A 17,599-nucleotide genomic window follows, 5' to 3' on the forward strand; every position below is an offset into this window, starting at 1 on the left:
ATTTATTGGCTTGCCTGCAAGCCGCATGTAAGCAGGGTTTGGTGAAAAGTAGAGGGAAAAAAGAGGGCTATTTGTTACGGGTTTTGGGGGCTGGGCGGAACGTGTTACGTAACAAAAAAAGAACCGCTGACAAGCAGCGGTTCCGTAGGGGCCGAGCAGGGTGCTCAGCAGGCTCGTGGCACCAGGGCCTTGGCATCCAGCCAGGCTTTGGTGTTTTGCCTGAAGGTGCTCATGCTGTCGACCAGAAAGTCGTACATGGCAATCAGCTGGGCAGGGTTTTGATTCGCTGCCGTGTTGATTGCCTGGTTGATAGCACGTTCCTTCACAGCCAGGACTTCACGGCATTTGTCCATTACCGGATGCAAGGCAATCACACGCTTGTCCAGGGGGTGGCGGCCGCGGGTAATGTAGCCCCTGTGTTCCAGGCGGTTGATCAGGGCGCTGACACCGCTGGCACTCAAGTCCATCAAATGAGCCAACTGACCTGTAGGCAATGCATCGAATTCCATGATGTATTCCAGTGCTTTGAAATCATTCAAGGGGATATTCGCTTCTTCGGCCAAGCTGGCTTTCAGGGCTTCTGCGTAGATGGTGAACTGACGGCCCAGCATTTTTCCCAGATCCATCAACATCTTTTCTGACAACATGCTTTGCTCATCGTTGTGTGAGGACCAGTTGGAGCGGGCCCCGGTGCCTTGGGCGCCAGGATGAAAGCTCACTGGCAAACTGACCGGGTTCATGACTTTATTCATCATTTCCGGCCACCTCCCAGCAAGCCACCGAGCAGACCAGTTACCGGGGACAGCAAACCACCATTGGCTTGTTCGCCGCCGGCTGCGCCAGCGTTTGCCTGTACGTTGACGCCACCTGTCAGGCCACCGACGAGACCACCGACCAAACCGGTAACGGGTGCCAGCAATCCACCACCAGCCTGACCTTCTGCTGCTGCGCCACCACCGATCGAAACACTGCCTGTGATGCCGCCCAAAAGACCCGTGACAGGAGCCAGCAAGCCACCGTTGGAGGCATCACCACCCGTCAGGCCGCCAGTCAAACCGCCCACCAGATTGGTGACGGGAGAAAGCAAGCCGCCGGCCGCGCCGTCACCGCCACTCAAGCCACCAGTTAATCCACCGACCAGATTGGTGACAGGGGAGAGCAAGCCACCGCTCGCGCCGTCGCCGCCAGCCAAGCCACCAGTTAGTCCACCGACCAAGCTGGTGACAGGGGCCAGCAATCCACCGCTAGCACCTTCGCCGCCACCCACACCACCCAACAATCCGGTAACGGGTGCCAGCAAGCCACCACCTTCTCCACCCGTGATACCGCCCAGTCCGCCCGTCAGGGAGGCGACGGCCTGGGTGGCGTGATTCAAGGTATTACCCAGGGGGTTGGTATTTGCATCAGTCTTGTGCAGTACACCACCCACCGAGGCGACGGCCTGCCCCAAATTGCTTACCACATCGCTCAGCCCCAGAGGTGCTGCATTGTCCAGTTGGCTGCCCACATTACTCAGAGCGCTGCCTACACCGCCCAGCAAGGCGTTGATCGGTCGGCCAACACCCAGGCCATCTCCCACTTGTTGGGTCACATTGGTGACAGTGGCAACCACTGGTGCCACTGTGTTGTCCAAAGCACCGCCCACATCACCCAGAATCGGGTTCAGCCCCAGTGGCAGAATGTTATCTACGGTTTGTCCGATATTGCCCAGTGCAGGCTGCAGGACAGGTTCTCCCCCCTCTGCCAGCAAGATACCCCCCAGGCCTAGCTGTGCTGTCAATGGATGCAGCAGGCTGCCTTCTCCCAGCAAGGAGCCGGTCAGCTCTTCTATGCCTTTGGTGGCGTGGTGCAAGGTGTTGCCCAGTGGATTGGAATTCTTGGGATCGTTGACCAGCAAGCCGCCGACCGAACCCACAGCTTGACCCAAGTGGGACAGCAGACGGCCCGCACCCTCACCCAGGTTCAGGGGCAGGCCGGTTTTGCCCAGTTGATCGCCCAGATTGGTCACTACACCGCCGACTTGAGTGGTCAAGCCGTTGACGGGTTGTCCCAGTCCGGTCACACCACCGACGGTGCGTGTGGCATCCGTCACGATATTGGTAACGGGTTTGAGCGCGCCATCCAGCGTTTTGCCCAGTTGATTGCCTGTTTTGCTCAGGTTCAAAGGCACTACGTTGTCGACAGCCTGGCCCAGATTGCCCAGTGCATTTTGGGTCAGGCTAGTGTCCTTGCCACCGCCGTTGTTTCCGCCGTTATCGCCGCCGCCGTTGTCGCCACCGCCGTTGTCGCCACCGCCGGTACCGCCGTCACCGGGCTTGGGCAGGTTAGGGTCAACAACAGGGGGGCGAACCGACACCTCCAGGCCGTCGCGAACACCGCCGCGCGAGGAGCAACCGGCCAGAACGGCGGCGCTGATGACCAATGTAGCGACAACGGCACGTTGCAAGTTGCGTTGTACCGAGGCGTTTCTTGCTGAATTCCTTGCTTTCATGTCTGACTCCGATTTGAAGTGTAAGCACGCCCTTCAAGGGCTGTTGATAGAAATGAAGCAAGTAGCGTGCCAAGTTCTGTTTTTGTTGTTGTGTTTTATTTTTATTGTTGTTAATCAGTGTGTTGTGAGTTTTTCTGGTTTTTTTGGAGCAGGATTTCATCAAAAAACAGGGTCGGTGTGAGCGTGTTTAGGGCTGTTTTTGTGGGGTGTTCCGTTCCTGTTACGTAACGTTTTTCGTAACACCTGAGGCCGGAATCTGCCGAAATGGAAAACAAAAAAGGCCATCTTGCGATGGCCTTGGGGAAAAATCGGCAGTAAGGGTGCCGGCAGGATGCCTGCTAAAAACCGTCGTAGAAGAACAGAAAGTTGGTGTTCAAGCGTACTTTGCGTTTGTCGGAGTTAACCGGCAAATCGCCCAGCGGTTTGGCGACGTTGATGTCAAACAGATAGTGTTTGTTATTGGACAGCCGTACACCAATGGCAGCGGAACGCAGGCGTCGATTGTTATAGCTGTTCAGTCGCTCCAGGTTGTACCAGGCGCGTGCCCAGTCATAGGCAACATAGGGCTGAATGTTGTTGAGCCAGGTGGAGGAGTTCGTAAAGCGTCGATTGATTTCCAGCGTGGCGCCTATGCCTTTGTCGCCAGCCAGCTCGCCTTGCGGATAGCCATAGCCATGTCGCCAGGCACCAAAAGAAACCTGTTCGGAGTTTGGCAGGACGTTCGAGCTGTACTGGCCGCTGGCCGAAAAGCTCATGCCAAATTGCCCTGGCAAGGCCAGATTCTGCTTGATAGAGGCGGTCCAGCGGGTGAAGTCCAAGTCCAGATCGGACTCGGCGTCACGTTGCAAGTAGGTGTTCAGAGACTTGCGGGCGCCCATGGCATCCAGACCCTTGTACACCCCCAGATTGAGCTCGCGAGATTGACGCTGCGAGGCATCGGTATAGCGCAACTCAGCCTTCAGGGCGCGTACGTCGGTGGTGTTCTCGATCCAGACATTGTCCAGCGTCTTGTGGGTGTAGTCGTCCAGGGAGCGACTGGCATAAAAACCTGCCGTGCCTTTCAGACTGCGTTGATTGTTCAAAATAAAGGGATAGCTGATCGCCGCCCCGATACGTTCGTTGATGACCTTGCGGTTCCAGCCCTGGCTTTCCAGAACTTCATCACGCGGCTTGGAGCGATAGTGGTAGCCATCAATCTCCAGATTCAAGCCATTACCGGTCAGGGGAATGGTCAGGTTGCCGCTGACGTACTTCACATCCTCAGAGCTGGTGGGGATGGCGGCAGTCAGCTTCAGCTGTTCGCCCAGAGGCGTCAGGCTATTGGCGCTTAACTGCACCAGAGCCTGTTTGCTGGAGCCCATTTCCGCCACGCTGGCATTTGCGCTGAAAGATTTGTGCTGTGCATTGATGACCAGCTCGGAGGCGCCATCAGTACGTACGGGCATGTCCAGCTTGGGATCTATTTTCAGGCCCGGAATGGTGCGCAGCAGATTCATGGTGCGCTCCAGCGTGCGCTGGGTAAGCGGCTTTTCATCCACCATGGCTTTGGCGATACGCTCGATGCGAGCCTGGCTGCGACCTGGATCGCCTTCAATACGAACACTGCCTACATGGCCTTCCACCACCGTGACCTTGATGTGTCCTTGCGCAAAGTCCTGTTGCTGCAAGATGGCAAAAGACAGGGGGTAGCCCTGCTGTTGATACAGGGCGGTGATCTTGTTCACCTCGTTGATCAACTGGGCAATGCTAAGCGTTTTACCGGCCAGTGGTTCCAGAATGGCGGTGATCTGTTCAAAAGGAATGCTGCGACTGCCGCTGACATCAAAGCTGCGCACCACCACTTGCTGTTGTAGTTGCTGCTGCAATTGAGTTTGGGCGGCAGCGGGCGGAATGCTTAGAGAAGGCGCGCGTGTGTTGGGGGCCGGTGCATTGATGGGCGGCAAAGAGTCGACCGGGTTCCCCCGCAAGGGGGCGTCCGCCCAACTTTCTGAACCAGTAGTGGCCAGCCCCATAAATAATCCCAAGCTCACAATCAGGCTGGGATTTTTTTTTCTAAGGAAGGCCAGTGACAAGTGATGCTTGGGATTCATATTCATTAATCATTATTCGCTGTAAATCGGGCGCTTTTTTCTACTGTGCCGTAGTTTAACTTCGCTGTCACTTTTTGCTGTTTGAAAGCAGGGTATTTCCTCTTAGTGCTTTAAAACACTTTAACTATTACATTTTGAAACGTAAAAAAAATAGCCCTGATTTAGCTCGTTAGCAAACAGTCTTGTATGTCTGTATTCATGCTTAGTTGGGGCTGCGCGGGTTTTCCCTTGCTAACAGCAATAAATTGAAAAAAACCTACTTTCTTTCAAGTAATTAAAGCTGTCTTGCAGGTGCTCTGTAGCAGTGGCTAGTCAGGTTTTTTGTTGCATTCTGAAATGATAAAAACGGTAACATTAACAAACTTCGACACAATAAGGGTAAGTAAAAGTTTCAAATTAGCTGTTTTTTGGCCTTTTTTTATGGGAAATTGGCTGTTGTAAATACACAATCATGCGTTTTTCGTATCTTTGGGCTAGAATTCGTTTGTGTATTTGATGTTTGTTACACGTAAACCCTAGTAAAAACAGATACATACATGGGTTTAAGATGATTTCAACTGAAAAATACAAAAATTGATAACAGTTAGCAGTGGAAGTTGCCAAAGTTGGCAAAGTGTAGTGCCCCAAGGGGCCTTGAATCCTCGCTGTTGAGGGTAATTTTTTCTTTTTGAATGGGGACAGTCATGAAGACTCAACTTCAGCAATTCTGGAACGATGAAGACGGTGCAACGGCTATTGAGTACGGCCTGATTGCAGGGTTGGTAGCAGTAGCGATCATTGGGGTTTTGGGGCTCCTAGGTGATGGCTTGAAGGAGTTGTTTACTCGTGTAACTAATGAGTTGACTACTGCTTCTAAGGTAACCGAGTAAGCACTTTGTTTGAGCATCAGCCAATTCAAGTCTGGCTGTGCCTTTTAGCTTGAATGGCTGATGCTTATGCCCGTTTTAATTAAGCTTTCCTTTATTTTTATTCTGCTTTTCTTTTCCGCTCAGATTATCTATAGCGATCTGAAGCTCCGGAAAATCCCTAATGCCTTATTAGTTTTTTATGGTTTGGCGGTTCTGTTGCACAAGGTTTTTGTCAGTGTGTCCTATGGCCTTCCCTGGGGATGGGTGGCGGGCTGGGGGGACTCCCTGATCGGTTTTGCCGCCGCCTTGATCGTGTTTTATCCAATCTGGTTATTGCGTTTGATGGGTGCGGCCGATGTAAAGCTGATGGCCGTGCTGGGCCTGGCCCTGGGGTGGAAGGAAGCAGGCATGGTGGTGTTGTTTGGCACGGTACTGGCGGGTTTGCATGCCTTGGTATTGGTGCTGATTCCATCCTTGGAACGTAAGTACGGATTTGCTTTGCCGGGAACCCGCGTCAAGGCGCGTAGTGTGCCTTTAGGGGCCTGGTTATCCCTTGCAACAATGGGGTGGGTATGGATGCAAAATCAATAAAGCCCCCACGAGAGGGCCAATTAGCAAAACGGCGTGGCGTAGAAAAAAAATACCAATACGGAGCCTACGCACTGGAATTTGCATTGGTTTTTCCATTGTTGTTTCTCTTCATGTATGGCTTGCTGACGTTCGGTCTGATCATGACCGCGCAGCAGTCTCTTAATTTCGCGGCCGAATCCGGTGCCCGCGCTGCTTTGCTGGAGCCAGGCGCTGGGCCGGGTGGCCCCATGCTCAGTCCGGATCGCCTGCAAGCACGGGTAAATCGGGCCAAGGAAGTGGCCGCCGATCAGGTTCAGTGGCTAAGCACTTGGGTAGGCAGTGAGCATGTGCGCATCACCACGGATTTGCTCAGTGATGAGCTGCGTGTGGGGATTGTGTACGACTACCTGCAAGCCCCCCTGATTCCTCGTTTTGCTCCCGATACCTTGTTTGCGCTGGTCGTGCCCGAACAGTTAAAGGGCAATGCGCAGATCAATCTGCTGGTTGCCGGTGAAGTGGGTACAGCGGGGGATACGCCATGACACGAGCCGCTTGTTTCCTTCCTGCTGCCCAACGCCAGCAAGGCGTTGCTGCCATCGAGTTTGCCTTGATGGTGGGGATTCTGTTGTTGATCTTCAGCGGCATCATCACCTTCAGTTCCTTGTTTCTGGCCAAGCAAAAAATGGATCATCTGGTCGGCGATCTTTCTCGCCAAGCGACGATGCAGGTCAAGAACGCCGATGAGATCGCGCCTTTTATAAATCAGGAACTGGCCAGGAACTATGGCAGGGGCCAAGCCAAGAGCGACGCGTTCTTGCATTGGTTTGGCGACCTGAGTGCGGATGTTCAATCCCAGGCTTGTGCCTCGGAGCCTCAGTATGACTGCGCCCAGCTTTCCCTGAAGCTGGAGCTTGAACCCGGAATTCTTTCTCAAACCCTGGATCTGTTCAGGCCTGAAGAGGGTCAGGCAGATCAATTGCGCAGCTTAAGCGCCAAGACACTACTCGTACTCAGGAGACCACATTAATGAGCGGCATTATGAAGGGGGCGGCAGTCCTTTTATTGCTGATCGCAGCCGTATTGGTTGCGTTTGCCTTGTACCTGGGCATGAAGCCCAAACCAGAGGTGGTCCAGCCTGTGCTCAGCACGCAAAGCGTAGAGCCAGCAGCCAACTTGCAGGCGGTGGTCGTGCTCAAACGGGATGTGAAAGCGGGGGAAACCTTGCAGGCTGATGCTCTGGAATTGGCGCAGTGGCCTGCGGCTCCTGCCCAGTCTTTCAACACGCTGGAAGCCTTGAGCGGGAAAACCCTGCGTTTTGACCTGGGCCAAGGGCAGCCAGTGTTAAGCAGCTTCATCGCCAAAAGTCTGGCCAGCTATCTGGAAGAGGGTGAGCGCGCCGTCAGCATTCCCATTGATGTGATCACTGGCGCCAGCCACAGGGTAGAGCCGGGCGATCTGGTCGATATCTTCATTACCTTTAACAGCGGCAACGAAGTCAATGACACCCAGGCCCGCCTGTTGATGTCGCGTGTGCGCGTGCTGGCCTATGGCGGCGCTTCGCTGTCCGGGCCAGATCCGGCAGAGGCCAATGCGACGAATCGTGCCGAGACTCAGGCGCGCCACGCCATGCTGGCCGTCCCCCTGGAGTCGGTGAACGAACTCCTGCTGGCCAGCCGTAGCGGCAGCCTGCAACTGGTCTTGCGTGCTCCCAAGGACGAGAGCTTGCCGGACGCCTCCTTGTTCCCTGAATTTGCGGGTCTGATTCCCGCGCGTGCTGGTCTGGATGCCGATCAGCGCGATGCCTTGAAACTGCCGGATAACCGCGCCATGGCCGGTTTGGGCTTGCGTGAATTTGCAATCAGCCAGACCGAAAAAGAACAGGTGCAGGCACGAGCCCGGGCCAGCGGAGAGCCGCATGCTGCGCCGCCGCGCCGCACGGAAGTTATTCGCGGGGGCCGTTTAGAGGTCATTCAGTATTAAGCAATACAGAGCTTGTTGTGGGGACGGGTCAGCCTGCCTGTGAGGGCTGACGAGACGCGACGCAAGGCAGCATGGATTAAACACATGAGACAGAAAATCAAAAAAGCAGGTCTGGGTTTGGGGTGCTGGTATGCGCTCTGCTTGTCGGGTTTGGCACCAGTGCCGGTGATGGCGCAAACGGCTCAAACCAGCGCCAGTCAGAAGGTGATACGTCTGGTGGCCAACGATCAGGATATTTTGCGCTTGTCGCAAGTTCCGCAGCGTGTGGCGATCAGCGATGAAAGCGTGGCGGATGTGCAAATTCTGTCTGCATCGGCCGGGCAGCGCGGCGAGGTGCTCCTGATCGGCAAACGCGCGGGTACGGCTGATTTGCGTGTCTGGATGCCTGGTCGCACGAATCCGGATCGCTGGACGATTGAGGTGACCAGTCAAGTGCAACAGCAACTGGCACAGGCCGGTCGCCCCATGTCGGCGCAGGTGTCCAGCGCCGGGCAGCAGTCCTTGATTACGGGTAGCAGCCCCTCTTTGCTGGATCACCAGGATGCCATGGCCGCCGCACGCTCCGGCGCTGGTCCGGATGCGCCGGTGCTGGACCTGTCCGAGGTCAGCACCAGTGGCATGGTGCAGGTGGAAGTCAAAGTGGTGGAGGTTTCCCGCGAAGTCATGAAAGACATTGGCCTGAGTGCCAATGCCATTGGTGGCAAGCCCTGGTCGGGCGGGGTGAACTTGTTGCCCAAGGCTCTAACGGGTGGATTGAGCCTGGGGTACAACTCGAGCAACTTCAGTGCGACCTTGAATCTGCTGGAGCAAAATGGCCTGGCCCGTGTGCTGGCCGAGCCGACTTTGGTGGCCATGTCTGGTCATAGCGCCAGCTTTTTGTCCGGTGGCGAAATTCCCATCCCCAGTTCGGGCGGTTTGGGAACAACGACGGTGGAGTACAAACCTTTCGGGATCGGTCTGACGGTAACGCCAACGGTGCTGTCTCCTGAACGTATTGCCCTGAAGGTTGCCCCTGAAGCCAGTGATCTGGATTACTCGAATGTGGTGCAAATGCCCGGTGGCGGTGTGATGCCTTCTTTGCGTACCCGTCGAGCCGATACGACTATTGAGCTGGGTGATGGCCAAAGCTACATCATCAGCGGGCTGGTGTCGCGCCAAACCGCTGCTGCCGTCAAAAAGATTCCCTTCCTGGGGGATTTGCCGATTCTGGGTAGTTTTTTCCGCAACGTGCAGTACAGCCAGAAAGAGCTTGAACTGGTCATTGTCGTCACTCCCCGTCTGATCAAACCTATCCAGAAAGGCGCCACGATTGCCTTGCCGGGTGGTCGTCAGGAAAAACTGGATGACGCACCCAATGCCTGGGGCTACTTCTTGCTGGGCCGCCATGGTTACGAGCAGATGCCAGGGTTTTCGCGCTAAGCGCGTGGAGTGGTGACGTGCAACGATATCGGGAATACCTCTTGTGTACAGAGCACCCCGAGCTGGCTGTGATGATCAATACGGCAGCTGCCGGGCTCCTGACGGTAAGGGCGATTGAGCCCACGACCGAGAGTTTGCGCCGGGAGCTGGCCAAGCAAGCGGAACCTTTGGTGTTTTTTGACTTTGTTCATGGACAGCATGGGGAAGAGAACGGACAGGTAGTAGGTTTGGTTCGCAGTCTGGCGCGGCTCGATGCCAGTGTGCAGCGTGTGGCGGTAGGGCGGGCATCCGTGCCCCAAGGCCCCGTCAATGCCTTGCGGGCGGGTGCCAACGAGTTCCTGAACCTGGACACGAACGAAGATCTGCATCATCAGTTGCAGGTATTGATTGAAAAGCTGGGTCAGACCCAGCACAGCCCTTTGCTGGACAAGCCTTTTCGCAGTGTGCTGTTGATGGGCGCGCGTATTGGTGTCGGTTGCAGTACCGCTGCCAGCAGTCTGGCCTGGCTCTTGCAACAAGAAATGAACCGCATGGGCAAGGAAGTACGAGGTTTGACGTCGGCCAAGCCCTTGCCGGTTGAACTGGTGCCGCTGTCCGAGCGAGTCGGTTTGCTGGATCTGGGAGCACCTACCGGGGACTGTGCCTTGTACATGGGCCTGGGTTCGGAATTTGACTTCATTCAGGCGGCATCACAGCGTCATCGAATGGACGACACCATGTTGCATTCGGCACTGGCACAACACAGCAGCGGCTTGAACCTGCTGTCTTTGCCCGCCGATGTGAATACCTTGAATCAAATCAGTCTGGAAGATTCGCTGGGTTTGTGCAGTTATTTGCGTGAACGCATGGGCTGCCTGGTGATTGATGCTGGCGGTTTTCCCAATCCGCGTTTTCTGGTGGAACTGGAATCGCTGGTGGACGAGGTGCTGGTGGTCACAGACCAAAGCATGGGGGCGCTGGTGTCTCTGGCCGAGTTCATGGCCTTGCGTGCGCAGTTCGATGCGCTGGCCAATGTGCGTCTGGTGGTGAATCAGTTTGATCCGGCTTACGGTTTTTCTGGGCAGGCCATTGCCGAGCGCTTTGATCTGGAGTTGGCCGCCGTGCTGCCGGATCGGCGTCTTGGGCATATGCGCAGCGCCGGTCTGGGCAAGATTCTGGTGCAAGTAGATGAGAAGGACCCCTATACCCGTGCCTTGCAAAGTTTGGCATCGGGTTTGATGGGGCGCAGGCAGGGGCTGTCACAAAACAAGGTCAGTACGGTTTTGGGACGGTTGAAATTCAGGTTCGGGGGCTGAACAGGCCCAAGCATGGAAAAGTAAGGCATGAACAATACTTCATTGCTCGGTGGGCGTCCCGACCTGATTCAGGTCCGGGAACAGGCCCATGAACATTTGCTGGCTCGCATCGAAGAGTTGGGAGCCGAGTTTGGTCGCTGGACACGGCAGGCCATACAGGATTTTGTTGGCATCGAATTGGCCAGCTTTGTTCGGTTGAAACGGGTGCCCGTCAACGAACAGGAAGTGCGCGAGATCGTGCAGGCGCTGACCCGCGAACTGGCGGGCCTGGGGCCTTTGGAAGACCTGCTGGAGGACCCGGCGGTTGAAGATATTCTGATCAACGGTTACGACAAGCTGTTTGTGTCGCGCGGTGGCGTGTTGGGCCAGGAGCCCAGTGGGTTTACGGATGATCAGCACGTGCTGCGTATCGTGCGCCGTATTCTGGCTCCGTTGGGACGCAGACTGGACGAGTCGGTTCCGATGGTGGATGCCCGCTTGCCCGATGGTGGCCGCCTGAATGTGGTCATTCATCCCCTGGCGGTGGATGGCCCCATGGTCTCTATCCGTAAGTTCCGCAAGGACCCGCTAAAGCCTGAAGACTTGATGCGTTTGGGCGCGTTTGACGAGCCGGTGGACCGGCTGCTGCAAGCCGCAGTGAAATCGCGTTGCAATATTCTGATTTCTGGCGGGACCAGCTCCGGCAAGACGTCCTTGCTCAATGCCCTGGCTTTTTACATCCCCAAAACCGAGCGTGTCGTAACGGTGGAAGATACCGCCGAACTGGCCTTGAATCACCCGCATGTGGTGCGCCTGGAAGCACGTCAGGCCGGGTATGACGGCAGCGGCGAAATCTCGATTCGCGAACTCTTGCGCAACAGCTTGCGTATGCGTCCGGACCGGGTGGTCGTAGGGGAAGTGCGGGGTGCCGAGGTCATCGACATGCTGCAAGCCATGAATACTGGTCACGAAGGCTCCATGGCCACGATCCACGCCAACTCGCCGCGCGAATGTGTGTATCGCGTAGAAATGCTGGCCGGTTTCGCAGGCTTTCAGGGCAGCGAGGACAGCTTGCGCAGGCAGATCGCCAGCGCGCTGGACTTCATTATTCAGATTGGCCGCCTGCCCAATGGCAAGCGCCGGGTACTGTCCATTACTGAAATTACCGGCATGGGTGATGGCGTGATTGCCATGCAAGAGCTGTATCGCCACGAATCCTATGTGCTGGATGATGGCACCGAGCAGGATCGCTGGGTCAGCCTGGGCATTCATCCGCATACCCGCAAGCTGATGCAGTACCGCGATCAACTGGCTAATGAGCAGGTTCAGGCTCAGGACAACACGCCTAAAGAAGGCGGTGGTTTCTGGGATTGGAGACGCTAAATGATGGCTTTGTATATCGCTTTGGCGGCTGTGATTCTGATGCTGGGCGCGGTACTGCTCTGGGCCAAGGGTGCCCAGCGTCAGCAGGCCCAGCGTTCGGCACAGGTGCTCGAGCAGCAGCTGGCTTTGCGCCCGGCGGTACAGAGTAGCGTACGAGCCCAGCCCAGTGCGCAGGATGCCTGGTTGGGAGCACCGAAGGGCTGGCGGGAGTTCATGCTGCGCACCGGCATTCAGCCTTCACGCCGTTTTTATCTGATTCTTTTGCTGGGCACGCTGGTGCCGCCTGCCTTGTTGCTGGCTTTTGTCGGGCCGGTTGCAGGTGGGGCCATGCTGCTTGCCACCGTACTGGGCGCCTATACCTTTCTGTGGTTTCGCAGTGATAAGCGTCACCGCAAAATCGTCTCTCAAATTCCGGACTTTCTGGATCTGATGGTGCGCTTGATCACCATTGGCAACAGCATGGGAGCGGCCTTTTTGAATGCGGCTGACAACACGCCACAACCCCTGGGCCAGGTATTGCAGGATGCAAATTCCCTGCACCGCTCCGGGCAGGATCTGGATGTGGCCTTGCGTGCTGTTTCGCGTCAGCACGGCTTGCACGAGCTCTTTCTGGTTGCCGCTGTAATCAGTGTGGCAATGCGTTTTGGCGGTCGCAGTGATCAGACCATGGAACGTATGGCCGGCTTCATGCGAGACCGGGAAAACGCCCGCAGCGAGTTGGTGGCCTTGTCTGCCGAGGTGCGCCTGTCCGCCTGGATTCTGGCGTTATTGCCGATCCTGATCGGTGTCTACATTCTGATTTTCAATAACGAGCTGTTCCTGACCATGTGGAACGACCCCGTGGGGTTTCGCATGCTGCTGTTCGCAGCAGTCTTGCAGTGTGTGGGCTGTTATTGGCTGTATTGGATGGCACGCAATGTCTAGGAGCAAGACATGATGGCCTTGGAAGCACAAACCGTTCTGGTCTGGGGAGCTGTGGCTTGCGCTCTGGCTGGCCTGATTCTGTTTGCCTTGTGGTTTCACAACCATTGGCAGCAGCGTCAGCAAGCCATGCGTTTGAGCCAGGCGGTGGATGAACGCCTGAAAGGCGCGCCGCACATGACGCAGGCGCCCAGCCAGTCTCGCCAGACGGTGGAACAGATCAAGATGCAGGCAGGCAGTCTGGGCGAGCGCTGGCTGAAAGGGCGTTTCGGGTCCAGTCTGCTTAGCGAGGAAGATCGCGTACTCATCATGAATGCGGGCTTCAAGCACATTGATGTGGCGCGGCAGTATTTCGTCCTGAGTCGAGTCGGCCTGAGCATTGTTCTGATTGTCCTGTTCAGCTTGCTGCCCATGACTCGCAGGCTGAATGAGTATGTGCCGTTTGTGTCTGTGTTCATTGGCTTTGCCCTGGGCTGGATGCTGCCCAAATGGTGGCTGGCGCGTCGTGTTTCGCAACGTCGTATGCGTATTGCTGCCGAGCTGCCCCTGTTTGTGGATTTGCTGCGTTTGCTGCAAGGCGTGGGCCTGTCCATGGACCAGACCTTGCACACTATCGAACGCGAGTTCCATGACGTGATTCCCGTCATGGGCTCAGAGCTGACCATTGCGGTCGAGCAATATGCCCGTGGTCGTACTCGTGAGCAGTCGTTGGAGCGGATTGCCAGCGGCTTTACCAACGAGGATCTGGCCGTGATTTGTCGCCTGATTGTGCAGGTGGACCAGCACGGTGGTGCGATGCAGGAACCCTTGCACCGCTTCGGTGTGCGCTTGCGCGAGCAGCGTCGCCTGGAGCTGAAAGCCAAGGTGGGCAAATTGACCGTAAAGATGACGGGCGTCATGGTGCTGACTTTGCTGCCTGCCTTGTTGATTATTACTGCGGGGTCAGGTTTTCTGGCCTTGTTCCGTGGCTTGAGCCAAGTGGCCGGAGGGTGACTTTGATGAAAATGTCGACATGGACTCGTCCCTTGATGCGCTGGGCTGCGCTGGGTTTGGGGAGTACTTTGCTGGTGGCGTGTTCCACCACGGACTCCGCCTACGAGCTGGTGCGTCAGCAACAGGAACAGGAAGCCTTCTTGCAGAGCAAGGAAATTGAGCATTGGGAAAAGCGCAGACCGACTGACAAGCAGATGGCGGTACGCATGCTGGAAGAGACGCAAAAACAGGGCCGCTACTTTGCGTCCCTGGCCTATGCCGAAGCCATGGAAAAGGAATATGGCGCAGACCCGGAGGTCATGGTGTTGCGGGCTGAAGCACAGCGTCAAACCGGACAGCTGGAGCAGGCAGCGCACACCTTCAAGTCCCTGTTGAATACGCCCGTGGCCGGACGGGCTTATCAAGGTTTGGGTTTGATTGCTGGCTCGCAAGAACACTTTGATCAGGCTGCTCATTTCCTCAAGCAAGCGGCTGGGCAAGACCCCACGAATGCGATTGTGCAAAGCGATCTGGCTTATGCCTACTTGCGTTCCGGTCGCCCTCAGGAAGCACGTCTGGCCTTGGGTAAGGCGGCCGAACTGGCCCCGGATAACCCCAAGATACTGAGCAATATGGCCTTGTATTTGCTGGTCAGCCAGGAAACGCAACGGGCTGGTTTTGTGATGCAGCAAGCAGGTATGGACGCCGCAACCCAGCAAGCCATTGTGCAGATGGCCGAACAGATTGGACAGGATCTGGAGCAATTGCACGCCCGTCAGCAAATGCAGAAACAACACGAGCTGCGCATGGCAGCGGCTGCAAAGGATGAGCAGGCCAGAGCCCAGGCGGTGGCATTGAGTCCGGCTACTCCGACGGCGATGGGCCAGGTCGTCTTGAACCGATCCGCCCAGGCACAAAACCCGGCCGTGGCTCGTCCTGCTGCGGTTGTGGTTTCTTCTACGCAAGCGGGCTTGAACCGTCCCTTGCTGGAAAGCCTGGGCCCTGTGTCTTCGTCAATGAATTGATTGCCGTTTTTTCAAGGATATCGCAATGAACCGATCCCGCATTTTGGCCTGCTGCACCTTGTTGATGGCCAGTAGTGCCTGGGCGCAGACACAAGCTCCGCTGACTGGAAGCATGGTTTCAGGCACCAGCACCTACCCGGTCAGCACCAGCCCGGCAGCGGCCAGCAATCAGGGTGTGCACACACCGGCCGCTCCGGCGGCAGAAACAGCGCCTGCTGAGCGTCAGCCTTACGAGAAGTACCGCTTGAGTGATGAGGAAGTACACCCTTGGCCTGAAGTGGAAGGCCTGCCTGTACATGTACAGAACGAGCGTCGCCATATTCCGCCGCGTATCGAGGTGGGGCCTGATACCCGCAGCCTGCTCAGCATGCAGGCGGATCCGGACCGGGAAGGCAAGGTCTTGCCGGTGCATGGTGCGGCAGCCAATCTGGCCTGGGAGCGCTATTTGGAGAGCTTCAAGCATCCCATTCCTGAGTACATGAAAGAACGCATCAAAACAAACGGTAGTGATTAAAGCCCACAGGGCTTGAGCGGGTCAGGAGAGCGAGATGAAATGGGGAAGAACTCGAACCCAGAACGAGCAGGCACATAAGCAGCAAGGTTCCATTATTGTGCCTGCAGCCGCCGCGTTGCTGGTGGGGCTGGTGTTGCTGGGGGCCGCGCATCTGGGGCATAACTTCCATGTGAAGCGGGGGCTGCAAAACGCGGCTGACCTGGCTGCACTGGCGGGGGCGCAGGCCTTGGGTTCCGGGGATGCGCTGGGCTGCCAGCAAGGTGAAAGCATGGCCAGGTTCAGCCTGAATAGCCAGCCCGATTCGCCTGCTGCGGGTTTGACGGGCGATGGTGCCAAAGTCTTTTGCGGTAAATGGAATAGCAGCCACAGTGATCCGGCCCAGCGTTTTGTTTCTGCCTTGCCCGCTGATTCCGTGCGCGTGCATTTGAGCTATCAGCCACCTTCCCTGTTCCCTTTTTTTACTTCCTCGGTGATTGAGGCGGTTGCCACCGCCAAGAACAGTGAGCCGGTTGCGACCTTCTCCGTGGGCAGTCGCCTTTTGTCCTTGAAGCGCAATGGTCTGGTCTATAACCTGCTGCGCGGCGTGGGCCTGCGCCCGGACCAGTTGACGGTGCTGGACTCGGCCGGTTTGGTCAATGCCAAGATTACGCCTTCCGGTTTGTTGAAAGCCTTGGGATTGCCCGCCACGGTTATCGCAGGAGTGGGTACACCTGAAGAATTGGCCCGGCTGGAGCAACTGACTTTGGCCGATTTGCTAAGTGCCAGTCTGGCCTTGCTGGACCAGCAAAAAACACTGGGTCTGGACGTTGGGGCCTTGCAGGAATACATCCGCTTGTTGCTGGGCGTCGGGCCTCTGGATTTGCCCGTCAAACTGCTGGGTGAGGGCGGTATTCTGGCCTTGATCGATGGTGTGGATCCCTTGTCGGCCTTGAATGTGAACCTGGACGTGCTGCAACTGGTCAACACGGGACTGGTGGTGGCCAATGGCAAGAATCTGATTGATTTGAACCTGACTGCGCTGCCTTCCGGTTTGACCAATATGTTCAATAACGCCCTGGATTTGCGAGTGCGGGTTGTGGAGCCGCCCAGCATCGCCATGGGCGGGATAGGCACTAAAGCGAACTCGGCAGGTGTGCGAGTCTATCTGAATCTGGATACTTCCAAGATTCCGCTGGTGGGTCTTGTTCTGAATGCGCTGGGAACGCGGGTTAGTCTGCCTGTCATTATTGAGCTATCCCAAGCCTCCGGCGAGTTGGTTAATGTCTGCCGCGCACCGATTGCCGAGAATCAGGCCACGATTGCGGTCAAATCCTCGCTGGTGAACGTGTGTCTGGGCAAGTTCCCACATTCGGATTTTTTCTCGACTAGCAATAGTTGCAAGGATGAATCGTTTGGGGGAATTCAGCGTCATCAGGTGATTAATGTGTTGGGTATCCTGCCTTTGACCGCTAAAGTCACCTTACCCTTAATTGATACAAAAAATCCGGTTCATGTAACGTTGACCGCGCCTCCGGGCGAGCCTTCAGAAGCAACTGTCAACGCCACTCAGCTGGATTTGTCTCGCAGTGTGAGTCTGCTCTCCGATGCTGTTCTGTCGGGTATCCTGGGTGATTTGCTGAACACCCCCTGGAGTGGCGCGTCCGGCAAGCGTCAGATGGCGGAAAGTCTGGTGGGCGGTGGGGCCGGCCGCTCAGTTTCTGAGGTCGTGAACGAGATGAACTGGTCCAAGGAGCGTATGGATCAACTGGCCCGCACCATGAGCCAGAATGGCTTGATCGGTGTGCTGGGCGGAACCCTGGGCTTTGTCGATAATTTGCTGACAACCCTGCTGGGTGCGCCCTTGAGTGATCTGGCCTGCGTGATTGGTGGGATTGGTGGTCAGCAAGCGATGCGCGAATGCCGGACAGGGGCGGTAGAGGTGCTGGTCTTTAAAGACTCCAACCTGGTCGGTGCCGTATTAAGTCTGGTTGTCGCGTTGTTGGATCCGGTATTGCAAGGCTTGAGTGCTCTGCTGGAGGGGCTGCTGAAGCTGCTGGGCCTGAGTCTGGTCGAGGCCGACGTGAAACTTCATGATGTGCAGTGCGGTACTGCCTATCTGGTGCAATAGCGCGG

The 17,599-nt window shown here is 56.3% G+C and carries 16 protein-coding genes; 13 read left to right on the plus strand and 3 right to left on the minus strand.

The window, feature by feature from the left end:
• Positions 1-164: 164 nt before the first annotated feature.
• The 3 genes from MID00_RS13700 to MID00_RS13710 form a co-directional block, all read right to left on the minus strand.
• On the minus strand, positions 165-755 hold the full coding sequence (locus MID00_RS13700) for a MarR family winged helix-turn-helix transcriptional regulator (RefSeq protein WP_254498949.1): 591 nt from the start codon (positions 753-755) through the stop codon (positions 165-167).
• Positions 752-2,491 (minus strand): collagen-like triple helix repeat-containing protein, encoded by a 1,740-nt coding sequence (locus tag MID00_RS13705; protein WP_254498950.1) that lies wholly within the window; start codon positions 2,489-2,491, stop codon positions 752-754. The genes MID00_RS13700 and MID00_RS13705 overlap by 4 nt, the downstream gene beginning before the upstream one ends.
• Before the next feature lie 338 nt (positions 2,492-2,829).
• Positions 2,830-4,581, minus strand: a complete 1,752-nt coding sequence (locus MID00_RS13710) for a ShlB/FhaC/HecB family hemolysin secretion/activation protein (RefSeq protein ID WP_254498951.1) — start codon at positions 4,579-4,581, stop codon at positions 2,830-2,832.
• A 683-nt stretch (positions 4,582-5,264) separates the two neighbouring features.
• Between MID00_RS13710 and MID00_RS13715 the strand changes: the two genes are divergently transcribed.
• The 13 genes from MID00_RS13715 to MID00_RS13775 all read left to right on the plus strand — a co-directional run bounded on the left by MID00_RS13715 (position 5,265) and on the right by MID00_RS13775 (position 17,594).
• Positions 5,265-5,450, plus strand: a complete 186-nt coding sequence (locus tag MID00_RS13715; protein WP_254498952.1) for a Flp family type IVb pilin — start codon at positions 5,265-5,267, stop codon at positions 5,448-5,450.
• A 66-nt stretch (positions 5,451-5,516) separates the two neighbouring features.
• A complete protein-coding gene (locus MID00_RS13720) occupies positions 5,517-6,020 on the plus strand; it encodes a prepilin peptidase (RefSeq protein WP_250755939.1) in 504 nt (167 codons plus the stop codon).
• Positions 6,021-6,103: 83 nt separating this feature from the next.
• Positions 6,104-6,541, plus strand: a complete 438-nt coding sequence (locus tag MID00_RS13725; protein ID WP_009459521.1) for a TadE family protein — start codon at positions 6,104-6,106, stop codon at positions 6,539-6,541.
• Positions 6,538-7,026 carry a TadE/TadG family type IV pilus assembly protein gene (locus MID00_RS13730; RefSeq protein ID WP_009459519.1) on the plus strand — a complete coding sequence of 163 codons (489 nt, stop codon included), beginning with the start codon at positions 6,538-6,540 and terminating at the stop codon, positions 7,024-7,026. The genes MID00_RS13725 and MID00_RS13730 overlap by 4 nt, the downstream gene beginning before the upstream one ends.
• Positions 7,026-7,979 carry a Flp pilus assembly protein CpaB gene (cpaB, locus tag MID00_RS13735; RefSeq protein ID WP_239054522.1) on the plus strand — a complete coding sequence of 318 codons (954 nt, stop codon included), beginning with the start codon at positions 7,026-7,028 and terminating at the stop codon, positions 7,977-7,979. Before MID00_RS13730 ends, cpaB begins: the two co-directional genes overlap by 1 nt.
• An 84-nt stretch (positions 7,980-8,063) precedes the next feature.
• Positions 8,064-9,398, plus strand: a complete 1,335-nt coding sequence (locus tag MID00_RS13740; protein ID WP_009459514.1) for a type II and III secretion system protein family protein — start codon at positions 8,064-8,066, stop codon at positions 9,396-9,398.
• A 17-nt stretch (positions 9,399-9,415) separates the two neighbouring features.
• Positions 9,416-10,693, plus strand: a complete 1,278-nt coding sequence (locus tag MID00_RS13745; RefSeq protein WP_254498953.1) for a pilus assembly protein CpaF — start codon at positions 9,416-9,418, stop codon at positions 10,691-10,693.
• Positions 10,694-10,720: 27 nt separating this feature from the next.
• Positions 10,721-12,055: a CpaF family protein gene (locus MID00_RS13750; protein ID WP_051316243.1), complete on the plus strand. Its 1,335-nt coding sequence runs from the start codon at positions 10,721-10,723 to the stop codon at positions 12,053-12,055.
• Positions 12,056-12,979 (plus strand): type II secretion system F family protein, encoded by a 924-nt coding sequence (locus tag MID00_RS13755; RefSeq protein WP_026483228.1) that lies wholly within the window; start codon positions 12,056-12,058, stop codon positions 12,977-12,979. It abuts the gene before it with no gap.
• A gap of 9 nt (positions 12,980-12,988) precedes the next feature.
• Positions 12,989-13,969 carry a type II secretion system F family protein gene (locus MID00_RS13760; RefSeq protein WP_026483227.1) on the plus strand — a complete coding sequence of 327 codons (981 nt, stop codon included), beginning with the start codon at positions 12,989-12,991 and terminating at the stop codon, positions 13,967-13,969.
• Positions 13,970-13,974: 5 nt separating this feature from the next.
• Positions 13,975-14,973, plus strand: a complete 999-nt coding sequence (locus MID00_RS13765) for a tetratricopeptide repeat protein (RefSeq protein ID WP_250755937.1) — start codon at positions 13,975-13,977, stop codon at positions 14,971-14,973.
• A 25-nt stretch (positions 14,974-14,998) separates the two neighbouring features.
• Positions 14,999-15,487 (plus strand): DUF3613 domain-containing protein, encoded by a 489-nt coding sequence (locus MID00_RS13770; RefSeq protein ID WP_254498954.1) that lies wholly within the window; start codon positions 14,999-15,001, stop codon positions 15,485-15,487.
• Positions 15,488-15,521: 34 nt separating this feature from the next.
• A complete protein-coding gene (locus MID00_RS13775; RefSeq protein WP_254498955.1) occupies positions 15,522-17,594 on the plus strand; it encodes a pilus assembly protein TadG-related protein in 2,073 nt (690 codons plus the stop codon).
• Positions 17,595-17,599: the final 5 nt, after the last annotated feature.

Source organism: Alcaligenes sp. NLF5-7 (assembly GCF_024266725.1).
GTDB classification, from domain to species: Bacteria; Pseudomonadota; Gammaproteobacteria; order Burkholderiales; family Burkholderiaceae_B; genus Alcaligenes; species Alcaligenes phenolicus.

Excerpts from the sequence above, each read along its gene's own strand:
- MID00_RS13700 (WP_254498949.1), bottom strand. The coding sequence starts at position 755 with ATGATGAATAAAGTCATGAACCCGGTCAGTTTGCCAGTGAGCTTTCAT.
- MID00_RS13705 (WP_254498950.1), bottom strand. The coding sequence starts at position 2,491 with ATGAAAGCAAGGAATTCAGCAAGAAACGCCTCGGTACAACGCAACTTG.
- MID00_RS13710 (WP_254498951.1), bottom strand. The coding sequence starts at position 4,581 with ATGAATCCCAAGCATCACTTGTCACTGGCCTTCCTTAGAAAAAAAAAT.
- MID00_RS13715 (WP_254498952.1), top strand. The coding sequence starts at position 5,265 with ATGAAGACTCAACTTCAGCAATTCTGGAACGATGAAGACGGTGCAACG.
- MID00_RS13720 (WP_250755939.1), top strand. The coding sequence starts at position 5,517 with ATGCCCGTTTTAATTAAGCTTTCCTTTATTTTTATTCTGCTTTTCTTT.
- MID00_RS13730 (WP_009459519.1), top strand. The coding sequence starts at position 6,538 with ATGACACGAGCCGCTTGTTTCCTTCCTGCTGCCCAACGCCAGCAAGGC.
- cpaB (WP_239054522.1), top strand. The coding sequence starts at position 7,026 with ATGAGCGGCATTATGAAGGGGGCGGCAGTCCTTTTATTGCTGATCGCA.
- MID00_RS13740 (WP_009459514.1), top strand. The coding sequence starts at position 8,064 with ATGAGACAGAAAATCAAAAAAGCAGGTCTGGGTTTGGGGTGCTGGTAT.
- MID00_RS13750 (WP_051316243.1), top strand. The coding sequence starts at position 10,721 with ATGAACAATACTTCATTGCTCGGTGGGCGTCCCGACCTGATTCAGGTC.
- MID00_RS13755 (WP_026483228.1), top strand. The coding sequence starts at position 12,056 with ATGATGGCTTTGTATATCGCTTTGGCGGCTGTGATTCTGATGCTGGGC.
- MID00_RS13760 (WP_026483227.1), top strand. The coding sequence starts at position 12,989 with ATGATGGCCTTGGAAGCACAAACCGTTCTGGTCTGGGGAGCTGTGGCT.
- MID00_RS13765 (WP_250755937.1), top strand. The coding sequence starts at position 13,975 with ATGAAAATGTCGACATGGACTCGTCCCTTGATGCGCTGGGCTGCGCTG.
- MID00_RS13770 (WP_254498954.1), top strand. The coding sequence starts at position 14,999 with ATGAACCGATCCCGCATTTTGGCCTGCTGCACCTTGTTGATGGCCAGT.
- MID00_RS13775 (WP_254498955.1), top strand. The coding sequence starts at position 15,522 with ATGAAATGGGGAAGAACTCGAACCCAGAACGAGCAGGCACATAAGCAG.